The sequence below is a fragment of the Burkholderia sp. Ax-1724 genome (assembly GCF_011752995.1).
Classification (GTDB): domain Bacteria; phylum Pseudomonadota; class Gammaproteobacteria; order Burkholderiales; family Burkholderiaceae; genus Paraburkholderia.
This window is the reverse complement of sequence record NZ_VWWL01000030.1, coordinates 67,212-78,381: the sequence shown is the minus strand read 5'-3', so window position 1 is coordinate 78,381 and position 11,170 is coordinate 67,212. Positions and strand designations below refer to the sequence as shown.

Genomic DNA, 11,170 nt, shown 5'->3' with positions numbered 1-11,170 from the left:
GACATCGACGCCGAGGTCTTCGGGCTTCACGGTTTCCAGCGGCTTTTTCTTCGCCTTCATGATGTTCGGCAGCGTCACGTAGCGCGGCTCGTTCAGGCGCAGATCGGTCGTCACGACGGCCGGCAGCGTCAGCGACAGCGTTTCCGCGCCGCCGTCCACTTCACGCGACACGGTGGCCTTGCCGTCTGCCACGACAACCTTCGAGGCGAACGTGGCCTGCGGCAGATTCGCGAGCGCGGCGAGCATCTGGCCGGTCTGGTTCGAATCGTCGTCGATGGCCTGCTTGCCGAGGATCACCAGTTGCGGCTGCTCCCTGTCGACCAGTGCCTTGAGCAGCTTTGCAACGGCCAGCGGCTGCAACTCCTCGTTCGATTCGATCAGGATCGCACGGTCAGCTCCAATCGCCAGCGCCGTGCGCAGCGTTTCCTGCGACTGCGCCACACCCGCCGACACCGCGATCACCTCGGTCGCCACGCCCGCTTCCTTCAGGCGCACCGCCTCTTCCACCGCGATTTCGTCGAACGGATTCATCGACATCTTCACGCTAGTCAGATCGAGCCCGCTGCCATCGCCCTTCACGCGCGGTTTAATGTTGTAGTCGAGCACCCGCTTCACCGCGACCATCACCTTCATGTATTGCGTCTCCATCGTGATTCTGTTTTCATCCCGCTCCCGACCACTGCGAGCCGCACTCGCGCGGCCCTTCACGCCGCTTCATGCACTGAGCAAGCGGCGCGCGACAATCAGCCGATGAATCTCGTTCGTGCCTTCGATAATCTGATTCAGCTTTGCATCGCGCATCATCCGCTCGACGGGAAACTCTTTTGAATAGCCGTAACTGCCGAGCACTTGCACTGCTTCGGTCGTCACGTCCATCGCGATGTCGGTCACGAAGCACTTGGTCATCGACGCCAGCATGTTCAGTCGGGAATGATCGCCCGAATCGATTTCATCGCAGCAGTTATAGAGCAGGTTGCGAGCGGCTTCGACCTTGATCGCCATGTCGGCGAGCTTGAACTGCATGCCCTGAAACTCGGCGATCGCGCGGCCGAACTGCTTGCGTTCCTTCGCATACGCCACCGACACGTCCAGCGCGCCTTGCGCAAGCCCAAGCGAGGTTGCTGCAATCGTCGGCCGGTTCAGGTCGAGTACCTTCATGCAGGCCTTAAAGCCTTCGCCTTCGGCACCGATCATGCAGTCGGCGTCGACACGCATATCGTCGAAGAAGAGTTCATGATTGGGTGCACCGTGCCGCCCCATCTTATGTTCCTTACGGCCCAGACGAAAACCCGGCGTCTTCGTGTCGACCAGAAATGCACTGATGCCATCCGAACCGCTCGCATCCGAGGTACGTGCGAACAACAGCACGTAGTGCGCATAGCCACCCCATGTAATCCAGTTCTTCTGACCGTTGATTACGTAAGAGTCGCCGTCTTTCCTCGCACGCGTGCGAATCGACGAAACGTCGGAGCCGGCCTGCGGCTCCGTGACCGCAATCGCGGAAACGAGCCGCCCTTCCGCCGCGAGCGGCAACCAGCGCTTTTTCTGCTCTTCGGTACCGAAATGCAGCAACGGCAACACGAACGAAATCGAATTGTTGCCGCACAGCGTAGCCGCCGCGAGCGAGACCTTCGCGATCTCCTCCTTGACGATGCAGACTGTCTTCAGGTTGCCGCCAGGCCCTCCGTACTCCTCCGGCAGCCACAACTGCAACAGCCCCATATCGCCCATCACCGGCACCAGTTCCTCTGGAAAGCGGTCCTCCGCCTCCATCCCCGCCACCAGCGGCACGATATGCTTCTGAACCATCCGCCGGGTCGAATCCTGAATCGAAACCAGCTCTTCATTTAGCCGCATAATCACTCTCTCTCGATGCTGTTGGGTCGGGCTCTCAATAGCTTGGGAACGACAGGCCGCCGTTGATGCTCAGCGTGGAACCCGACACCTGATCCGACTCCCGGCTCGACAGATAAAGTACGTATTCCGCAAGATCCTCGGCAGAATTCAGCTTGAACTTCACACGCTGTTCAGCTTTAGTAAAGGCCTTGACGATCACCTCCTGCGAGCCTGCCTCTTTCGCCGCAAGAAAGCGGTCATGCGCCGGCGTACCTGTGGTGAGCGTGGTCGCCACCGAATTGATGCGGATGCCCAGATGAGCGAGTTCCGCGCCAAGCGCACGGGTCAAAAACATGATTGACGCGCCGGCTGCTCCGATCATCGATTCGCTGGGAGTCGGAATGCGCGCTGCGTCCGTGGTGATCAGAACGATCTTTCCGTATTGCCGGTCACGCATGAATCTGGTGGCTGCATGCACCGCGTTCAAACGTGGCATCAGGCGGCTTGTCAGACACGCAATCCCCTCATCCGGCGCCATATCGACGAACAATTTCGGCTTAGGCTCGCGCGGACCGCCGCTCGCCACCACGATATCGACCTTGCCGAAGCGCTGTGCCGCGGCGGCAACCGCGTGCTCGATACCGTCGTAAGTCAGCAGATCGCTATTGACAAACACCCGTTCGCCCTCGAACCCACGGCACTCGTCGATCAACGATGCCGCAGCCGCTTCGTCGCGGCCTTGAATCACGACGCTCGCGCCGCTTTGCGCGAGTTTCAGCACGCTCGCGCGCCCAATTCCTTTTGTTCCGCCCAGCACGACAGCGGATGCTCCTCTCAGATCCGTAAGCATGGTGCTACCTGTCTCCCAACAATTCGTTTTCAGACACGCCCGGCGCCAACGCCACCACCCAGGCGCATAAATGGCTCCGCCGCTGTCACTTGCTGGATTCTTCTTCGCCGTAGCGCGTTTCGCGCGCATGCGCGGCGCTCGTCACGCCCTTGTTGCGGCGCTCCTTCATGAAGTTGTGTTCATCGCTTTCATAGCGGATGTTGGTGCCGAGCGCATGCATCACATAGCCGTGCACGAACTGCGAGGTCATGCCGAGCGAGTCCAGCGCGAGATGATTCGCCGCCTTGCCGATCGCGATCGCGTCACGAGGCAAACGTACAATGCGCTCTGCCCATTCCTCGCCCGCCTCGGCGAGTTGATCCGCGGGCACGGCCTTGTTCACGAGCCCCATGCGTTCCGCTTCGATACCGTTCACGACTTCGCCGAGCAACAGCAGTTCGCGCGCTTTCTTGGGCCCTAGGGCGAGAATGTTCCAGCTGGTCAGATAGGCCGCACCCGCGAGCCCCATCTTCTGCTCCGGGTGCCCGATCTTCGCGTCTTCGGCAGCAATGGCCAGATCGCTGGCTTCGACGATATAAAGCCCGGCGCCCACACAATAGCCCTGCACGAGCGACAAGGTCGGCTTCACGCAGTAGAGCATCTGGCGGAATTGCTCGACGTGGCGCTTATCGAAATGCAGCCGCGCGCGCTGGCTGGGCCGCCGTGCGCCGGGTTCTTTGGAAAAGCCGTATTCGGCACCGCCCACCTGGCCAAGATCGTGGCCCGTAGAAAAGTCACGGCCCTCGCCACGGAAGACGATCACGCGCACGTCGTCGTCGCGCTCGGCACGCTCCATGTGCTCCATCAGCCGATCGAACATTTCGTACGTCAGCGCATTACGCTTTTCGTCGCGGCAAAAGGTGATATAGGCACGGCCGTCCTTCGCCTCGTACTTGACTGCATCTCTCAGATCTTCACTCATCGCCCGTTCCTGTCCTCAGGTTGTCTCATCCATCTCACGAATGCCGGGGAGACCCAGCGGTCATCGCACACTACACATTTCATTTGGTCCATTGGATGAACCTTTGAAATATACTCAGCGAGAACGAAGCCGATGTCAAGTCAGGAAATCGCCAGGAATTTCGCTGATGGCGGACACGGGTATTGCTCACTTGAAGAATTGGTCGCCGGGGGTTAGGATTCCGACAAACCGTGAATGGATTAATCATTGAAAAACGCTACCTCCCCCGCTCGAGTGACGAAGGCGCAAAGTGCCGCTGCCAAGGCTGACGCGCCGCCTGCCCGCGTGCGCCCCACGCCCGCTTATGCGCCGGTCCAGACACGGCGCGCATTCGAAGCCGTCGCCGACCAGATTCGCGAACAACTGCAAAGCGGTGCGCTGCAACCAGGTGACCGCCTGCCGCCGGAACGTGATCTGGCGGAACAGTTCAGCCTGAGCCGCAACACGGTCCGGGAAGCGTTGCGCTCACTGGAAATGGCGGGCGTGCTCGAGTTCCGCAAGGGAGCAACCGGCGGGGCTTTTGTCCGGGAAGGCCGGGGCGACGCGGTCATTGCCGGTTTTACCGACCTGTTCCGTCTCGGCGCAATTCAGCCCGCGGATCTGACCGAAGCACGCCTGATCGTCGGCGTCGCGGCCACACGCCTCGCCTGCGAACGCGGCACGGAAGAAGATTTCACGGCGTTGCGCGAGAACGTTCGTGAAAGCGAACTCGCGGTAGCGAACGGCGATGTTCCACAACGGCTGCGCATCAATCTGGAATTCCACCGGCTGGTTGCGCGCGCTGCGCGCAATCCGGTGCTTGTCATCCTCACGGATGCGCTGGTCGAGATTCATGAGCAAATGCTCGAACTGGTCTCGCCCGCACCTGACAGTGCGGTCATGCCGTCACGCCGGCGTCTGCTGAAGTATTTCGCCGCACGCGACCAGGAAAAAGCCGGTGCGGAAATGGAATCGCATCTGCGTTCGTTACAAAAGCACTACCTGGCCCAGCAAAGCGAGTTGAAGCGCTGAAGATACGCTTGCGGTGTCAAGGCCGGAACAGCGGAGCAGACCACGTCAAGCTGCTGTCAGGCTGCCCTCACCTCGTGCCATCGCCCCGCGCGTAACCGCTTCGGCCGAGCGCAGCCCAAATACCGCAGCCTTCATCAAACCACCCACATAGCCCGAATTCGAGCCGCCCTCGATGCCGCCAGTCGTCGCGCCCGCCGCGTACAAGCCTGGAATCGGACGGCGCGCAGCATCCAGCGCCGCGCCATCCGCATTGATCGCAATGCCGCCCATCGTGTACGTCATGCCGGCGCACAGCGGAATCGCCAGAAAACCCGGCCCCTCGACCGGCGAGGCACCCGTTGCCAGCGTCGCCGGCCTGACTGTGCGCGGCGGCGACAGGCGGTCAAGACGACCCTCTGCAAGCGCCGCGTTATAGTCGTGCACCGTTTCACGCAGCACGACCGCGTCCATTCCGAGTTGATTCGCGAGGCTCGCGATATCCGGCGCCCGATGTATCGTCGCACCGAGCCGTTCGAGCGCCGGATTCGGTGGCAGCAGAAACGCGCGACCCGCGCACTCCCAGATTGCTTCATCGACGATGACAAACGAGGACAGCGGCTCGTCCAGTGTGGCAATCGCGTTTGCCACCGCGACGCCGCCGAGCCCCTCATCGGTAAAACGACGACCCGCGCCGTCCACCACGATGCTCGACGAAGCCACGATATCCAGCACCGGATACGGCCACAACGACTCGTCCTCGAGCGCCTGCGCGTGCTGTACGTGGCCGTAGAACTTGTCCATCCCCATTAGCAGCGCACCTGCGGCCTGAGCCATCCTGATGCCGTCACCCATACCGGTGCCCGCACCGCGCTTGCAGAGATGTTCGGGACGCGGCGAAATGTACTGTTTAACCATCTGCGCATTACCCGCGAAACCGCCGTCGGCAAGCAGCACGGCACGCGCTTCGACAAGGCGGCTCAAGCCGTCCACCTGCCTCATGTGGACGCCCATACAACGGCCATCGACCATGTGCAGCTCCTCAGCGCGCGCACCGCGTATGAAGCGTCCTCCCGACTCGATCAACAATGCTTCAAGTCGCGCCAGCAACAGATCGCCTCCCTTGCCGCGCCAATGATTCTGAATGCCGGTTTCACGCAGACTGTAGGGCTTGAGCATATGGCCCATGAAGGCATAGTCTCCGCCTTTGCCGAACTCCGCGCCGTGACGGCTCAGCCATTCCACGACACGCCGCCCATCCACCGCCAGCGCGACGGCGAGCGCTTCGTCGCGCAAACCCGCGCTCGCGTCGACAATCGCGCGCCGCAGCGCGTCCGGGTCCGACGACACGTCGAGAAACGCCAGATGAAACACCCCGCCCGCATAGCGAGAATTCGCGGGATAGCATTCTTCGCGGCCGGCTTCCAGCAGCGCGACCGACAGACCCGCTTCGGCGGCCCGGTTGGCGGCGACGAGCCCGGCGAGCCCCGCGCCTACGATGGCAAAATCCACGCTCAGCGATACATCCGACATGACATTGACTCCCGCTGCCTAGCCGAGATAGGACTGATGGATCGCTTCGTGGCCACGCAACGATTCTCCCGTGCCCTGTGCGGCGATATGACCAACCGACAGCACATAGCCGTAGTCTGACAACGCCAGCGCCTCGTCCGCATGCTGCTCGACGAGCAGGATCGTGAGACCCGTCTTGCGCAACACCTGCAAGACGCCGAACAGCCGCTCGACGACTAGCGGCGCGAGGCCCAGCGAAGGTTCGTCGAGCAGAAGCAGTTTGGGGTCCGCCATCAAGGCGCGGCCCATCGCCACCATCTGCTGCTCGCCGCCGCTCAGGCTGATCGTTCGCTGATCGGCGCGCTCCTTGAGTTTCGGAAACAGGTCGTAGACGTAATCGAGCCGGTCTCGATAAAGTGATGCATCGCGTCGATGGCGCAGCCGATGAAAGCCGAGGCGCAGGTTCTCGGTCACGGTCAGTGCGGTAAATAGCTGCCGCCCTTCCGGCACCTGCACGATGCCAAGCTCGACCACCTCCGGCGCCGACAACGCGACGATGTCCTCGCCGTCAAACGTAATCGATCCGGCGTTCACTTCGACCAGCCGCGAAATCGCGTTGATGAGTGTGGACTTGCCCGCGCCATTGGCACCGACCGCCGACACGATTGACCCTTGCTTGATCTCCAGCGAGAGACCGTGCAACGCTTCCGTGCCCTTGTATCCGGCACGCAGGCCATCAATTTTTAGCATGTGCGCCTCCGGTTCCCAGATAGGCTTCGATCACTTTCGGATTGCTCTGAATCGACGCAGCATCGCCCTCGGCAATCTTCGCGCCATGATCGAGCACCACAATGCGATGGCACAGGCCCATGATGAAGCCGATGTCGTGCTCGACGATCAGAATCGTCAAACCGTCGTCGTTCAGTTGACGCAACATGCGTCCGAGACCCGCGGTTTCCTGGTCGTTCAGTCCGGCAGCAGGCTCGTCAAGCAGCAGAATGCTGGGCTCGCTCGCCAATGCCCGTGCGATTTCCACCAGACGTTGCTGCCCATGCGGCAGGTGCGAAATCAGGTCATGCGCGCGCTGCGCCAGACCTACGAACTCCAATAGTTCCATTGCCCGCGTCGCGCAACGCCGTTCGTCAGCCGCGACCTTACGAAAACGCAGTAGCGAAAACAAAAAACCGTCCACCAGTTGCGGATGAAAGCCGAGCATCACGTTCTCGAGCACAGTCAGCCCGCTGAATAGCCGCACGATCTGGAAAGTGCGTGCCATGCCCATCGCGCTACGCCGATGCAAGGGCTGGCGCGTAATGTTTTTCTGCTTGAACACGATGTCGCCGGAAGTAGGCGTATCCACACCTGTGATCAGATTGAAGGTAGTCGACTTGCCGGCACCGTTCGGTCCGATCAGGCCGATCGCCTCTCCCTGACGAACATCGAACGACACCTGGTCGACCGCGAGCAAGCCGCCAAAGCGCTTCATGCAGCCTTGAATCTCCATCAATTGCGGCGTGCCGACGATAGGCGTGCGTGATTCCGAAAACTGGCCTCTCATTGTCCAACTCCTTTCTTGACCGTCGGATTGGCCGGCACGCGCGGCGGCGACTGGCGGAGCAGCCTGCTGCGCTGCAGACGACTACGCGAACCCAGCAGGCCGGAGAGTCCGTTGGGCAGGAAGATCAGGAACAACAGCAGGCACAGGCCATACACCAGCGTCTGCAATTCGCCGAAACGCGTCAGCAGCTGCGGCGCGGCGACGACCACGATCGAACCGAGTACCGGCCCATACCGTGTCCCGAGACCGCCGACCACCGCGATCGTCAGCATCGACACCAACACGGGAAATTCACCCATGCTCGGACTCACCTGCTGGCTGACGACGGAAAAGCCAATACCTGCCAGGCCCGCGAGTACCGCGCTCAATACGAACACTCGCAACTTCTGCACGGAGACGTTGACACCCAGCGCGGCCGCGGCTCTTTCATCATCACGGATGGCTTGCAACGAACGTCCCAGATGACTTGAAACGATAAAGTTCTGCAATATCAGCACGAGTGCGGTGACGATCACGATCACGTAGTACAGCGTCAAACGGTCAACGGATTTATCGCCAATGCTAAGCGCGGGAATCAGTAGCCCCGCGGTGCCGCCCGTTACCTCGATCCAGCGATTCGCCACGCCCGCGATCACGATGCCGAAACACAATGTCGCCATCGCCAGATAGTGTGTGCGCAGCCGCAACAGCGGTATCCCGATCGCCAGCGCGACAAGCGCACAGATCACGAGGCTCACGGGCAACGCGCTCAACGCGGAAAACTTCGCATTGAGCTGCAGCAGCGCATACCCGTACGCGCCGATCGCAAAGAAGCCTTGATGCCCCATGGCGATCTGCCCGGCGTAACCGTAGAGCAAATTGAAGCCGACGCTCAGAATCGCGTAGATGCAGATGAGCGAAATCAGCCGTAGCTGGAAGCCGGTGGTCAGCAGCACCGGCGCCAGCAGCGCAACAGCGAGCAGTGCAACGAATGGTGCCTTGACTGACCAGAAAGTGGATGGAGTGGATGCTGTCTTCATCGCCGGATCGCCTCGAAGTCGCCCAGAAGCCCATACGGACGGATCAACAGGACGAGCAGGATTAACACAAAGATGATGGGTTCTGCATAGAGGCTGCTGCCATAACCCGCCACGAACGCCTCCAGAATGCCGATGACGATGCCGCCCGCCGCCGCGGCAAACGGACTGCCCAGGCCGCCGAGAATCGCAGCCATGAATCCCTTGACGGTAAGATCGACGCCCATGGATGCCTGGCCACCCAGCAGCGGTCCGATCAGCACGCCGGCCACCCCGCTCACGAGCGCACTGAAGAGAAATCCGAAACGCACGATGCGCGATGAACGGATACCCATCAGTTGCGCGACGCGCGGTTGCGCGCCAGTCGCCCGCACGCACAGGCCAAAGCTCGTGCGATACAACAGAAACCACGTCACGATCAGGAATACGACGAAGGCCACGATGATCGCCAGTTGCTGCTGGTTGGTCGTGAGGGGCCCGAGCGTAATCGGTTGCATCGACAGGATGCTGGGCACGAACAATTGATCGGCACCCCAGATCAGCAACGCGACGCCGCTGGCGATAATTGCCGCCGCGAGCATGCCGATCATGATCGTGAGAGGCGGCGCACCGCGCTTGACGAGCGGCCGATACACAGCGAACTCGAGTATCAGCCCGCACACGAGCACGACGGAGATCACTGCGGCAAGAGCAAGCGGTGTCGGCAGATTGCAGGTGACCATGAAAAACACCGCGGACATCGTGCCAATCATCACGAAATCGCCCTGAGCGAAATTAATGACACGGTTCGTGCCGTAGATCAGCGATAACGACAGACCGATCAAACCGTAGACACTGCCGTTGGTTAGACCGGCGAGCAACAAGACACTGATTTTGTCCATGAGCATGGCTCTCGTTGAAACTGTCCGAATCCAGGATGAAGCGTCGAGGCGAACGCTGGGCGACAACGCCGCCTTCTTCGACAAAACTTCTGCAAAGCCTCAATGAGGCTTGAACTTGCTCAGGTCCGGTTTCACCAGATGAGTGCCGTTGTCTGCAACCTGAATGAAGACGTACCAGTGCTCGTCGGGCGAACCGTGATGCTGCTTCGGACCAAAGTGATACGACGCGCCCTGTTCGCCTTGCAGGCCTTTGAAGCCGTTGAGCTTCTCCGTCGCGTCCCGGAATGCGGTGCGAGCCTGCGCGATATCGCCGGCATCGATCGCCTTGAGCACGGCCGGAGTCGCGATGACCTGCAGGGCGGCCTTGCCCGCGTCGTAACCGAGTACCGGATAGAGCGTGGGCTGATGCGGGCCGAAGCGTGCGTCGAATGTCTTGAAGAATGCCTGCACATCGGGGCGCGTTGGATCTACCGTATTCGGAATCAGCACGCCGTCGCTGGCGGGCCCCGCAAGTTTGCGCAGTGTATCTAGCAGCGCACTGCGCGAAACGACGATCGGCACGTTGACGTTCAGTTGCTGCATGGTGCGCAGGACGCGCGCACCGTCGGCCGCGTACGGGAACACGATCACCACGTCGGGCTTCGCGTCGCGCAGGTTCGTCACCTGCGGCGACAGATCCGTGGCGTTGATGTCGTAGGTTTGCTGCGCGATGACACTGATGTTCTTTTTCTTCAGCGCCGCCGTCGTGGCACGTGCGCCGTCGATGCCGAACGGCACGGAGTTGTTGATGATGGCCGGACGCTTGAAGCCCTGCTGCGCAAGCAGGTCGGCAATGGCGGCCGCATCCTGGCGATTGGCGGGACCGAAGCGGAAATGATAGGTTGCCGACGAATCGATCAACGAGTCCGTTCCCGCCGACAGGATGTAATACGGAGTCTTTTCTTCAGTCGCAACAGGAATCATCGCGGCAGCGGGCGCAGAAGGATTGCCCCCGATGATCACCAGTCCTTTGTCGTCTTCGGCGCAACGCGAAGCAAAGGTCGCCGTCAATTGCGGATCGGTCTTGCCGTCATAGGCCACCAGTTGCAGTTTGTGTCCACCGATACCGCCCGCAGCGTTCGCTTCGTCAAGCGCCATCTGCAGACCCTGGTAACCCTGAATGCCCGTCTCGGCAGCAGAGCCACTACGATCGTCGACCGAGCAGATCACAATCGGCGCCGCAGCTCGCGCGGGGAGCATCGGCGCCATCACAGTCAGTGCCGCCAAAGTCAACCTCGCGACATTCGACCAACCGATTGCCTGTTTTATACGTACTGCGCAGCGCGCTTCAATCATGCCTGTCTCCCGATCCATGGTTTGTAAATTCCCCATCAATTGTTCATTGGATGAACCTTTGAATTATCATAAGCGTGTCGGATTTACGATGTCAAGAAAGCCCGGCTCGGGGTTTTACCTCGTATGTGACGCAATCAGCGGTATGCAGGACCATGCAAATGGCAGCGCGTCGCGCACACTGACGCCATGGCCGGC

At 60.9% G+C, this 11,170-nt stretch carries 11 protein-coding genes; 1 reads left to right on the top strand and 10 read right to left on the bottom strand.

Annotated features, from left to right (window positions below; translation table 11 throughout):
• From F3J19_RS28765 to F3J19_RS28750, 4 genes are all read right to left on the bottom strand, one after another.
• Positions 1–633: electron transfer flavoprotein subunit beta/FixA family protein (locus tag F3J19_RS28765; protein WP_167049278.1), on the bottom strand; the 633-nt coding region annotated here is incomplete at its 3' end.
• Positions 634–714: 81 nt separating this feature from the next.
• The gene (locus F3J19_RS28760; protein WP_167049276.1) at positions 715–1,857 is read right to left on the bottom strand and encodes an acyl-CoA dehydrogenase family protein; all 1,143 of its coding nucleotides are present in this window, start codon (positions 1,855–1,857) and stop codon (positions 715–717) included.
• Positions 1,858–1,891: 34 nt separating this feature from the next.
• Positions 1,892–2,686, bottom strand: a complete 795-nt coding sequence (locus F3J19_RS28755) for an SDR family oxidoreductase (protein ID WP_167049251.1) — start codon at positions 2,684–2,686, stop codon at positions 1,892–1,894.
• An 85-nt stretch (positions 2,687–2,771) separates the two neighbouring features.
• A complete protein-coding gene (locus tag F3J19_RS28750; RefSeq protein ID WP_240159303.1) occupies positions 2,772–3,647 on the bottom strand; it encodes an enoyl-CoA hydratase/isomerase family protein in 876 nt (291 codons plus the stop codon).
• Positions 3,648–3,920: 273 nt separating this feature from the next.
• Here F3J19_RS28750 and F3J19_RS28745 point away from each other — a divergent pair, with 273 nt between their 5' ends.
• A complete protein-coding gene (locus F3J19_RS28745; RefSeq protein ID WP_345891072.1) occupies positions 3,921–4,697 on the top strand; it encodes an FCD domain-containing protein in 777 nt (258 codons plus the stop codon).
• Between the two features lie 45 nt (positions 4,698–4,742).
• On the opposite strand, the gene F3J19_RS28740 is transcribed toward F3J19_RS28745, so the two are convergent.
• The 6 genes from F3J19_RS28740 to F3J19_RS28715 are packed head-to-tail and all read right to left on the bottom strand — an operon-like array spanning position 4,743 to position 10,975.
• Complete coding sequence (locus tag F3J19_RS28740; RefSeq protein WP_167049247.1) at positions 4,743–6,206, bottom strand: FAD-dependent oxidoreductase; 1,464 nt, start codon at positions 6,204–6,206, stop codon at positions 4,743–4,745.
• A gap of 18 nt (positions 6,207–6,224) precedes the next feature.
• Positions 6,225–6,935 (bottom strand): ABC transporter ATP-binding protein, encoded by a 711-nt coding sequence (locus tag F3J19_RS28735; protein ID WP_167049245.1) that lies wholly within the window; start codon positions 6,933–6,935, stop codon positions 6,225–6,227.
• On the bottom strand, positions 6,922–7,743 hold the full coding sequence (locus F3J19_RS28730; RefSeq protein ID WP_167049243.1) for an ABC transporter ATP-binding protein: 822 nt from the start codon (positions 7,741–7,743) through the stop codon (positions 6,922–6,924). Before F3J19_RS28730 ends, F3J19_RS28735 begins: the two co-directional genes overlap by 14 nt.
• The gene (locus tag F3J19_RS28725; protein WP_167049241.1) at positions 7,740–8,762 is read right to left on the bottom strand and encodes a branched-chain amino acid ABC transporter permease; all 1,023 of its coding nucleotides are present in this window, start codon (positions 8,760–8,762) and stop codon (positions 7,740–7,742) included. The genes F3J19_RS28730 and F3J19_RS28725 overlap by 4 nt, the downstream gene beginning before the upstream one ends.
• Positions 8,759–9,724 (bottom strand): branched-chain amino acid ABC transporter permease, encoded by a 966-nt coding sequence (locus tag F3J19_RS28720; protein ID WP_167049239.1) that lies wholly within the window; start codon positions 9,722–9,724, stop codon positions 8,759–8,761. Before F3J19_RS28720 ends, F3J19_RS28725 begins: the two co-directional genes overlap by 4 nt.
• A gap of 15 nt (positions 9,725–9,739) precedes the next feature.
• Positions 9,740–10,975, bottom strand: a complete 1,236-nt coding sequence (locus tag F3J19_RS28715; protein WP_205193330.1) for an ABC transporter substrate-binding protein — start codon at positions 10,973–10,975, stop codon at positions 9,740–9,742.
• Positions 10,976–11,170: the final 195 nt, after the last annotated feature.

Coding starts and splice junctions, on each gene's coding strand:
- F3J19_RS28735 (WP_167049245.1), bottom strand. CDS start 6,935: ATGCTAAAAATTGATGGCCTGCGTGCCGGATACAAGGGCACGGAAGCG.
- F3J19_RS28755 (WP_167049251.1), bottom strand. CDS start 2,686: ATGCTTACGGATCTGAGAGGAGCATCCGCTGTCGTGCTGGGCGGAACA.
- F3J19_RS28740 (WP_167049247.1), bottom strand. CDS start 6,206: ATGTCGGATGTATCGCTGAGCGTGGATTTTGCCATCGTAGGCGCGGGG.
- F3J19_RS28715 (WP_205193330.1), bottom strand. CDS start 10,975: ATGATTGAAGCGCGCTGCGCAGTACGTATAAAACAGGCAATCGGTTGG.
- F3J19_RS28725 (WP_167049241.1), bottom strand. CDS start 8,762: ATGAAGACAGCATCCACTCCATCCACTTTCTGGTCAGTCAAGGCACCA.
- F3J19_RS28760 (WP_167049276.1), bottom strand. CDS start 1,857: ATGCGGCTAAATGAAGAGCTGGTTTCGATTCAGGATTCGACCCGGCGG.
- F3J19_RS28730 (WP_167049243.1), bottom strand. CDS start 7,743: ATGAGAGGCCAGTTTTCGGAATCACGCACGCCTATCGTCGGCACGCCG.
- F3J19_RS28750 (WP_240159303.1), bottom strand. CDS start 3,647: ATGAGTGAAGATCTGAGAGATGCAGTCAAGTACGAGGCGAAGGACGGC.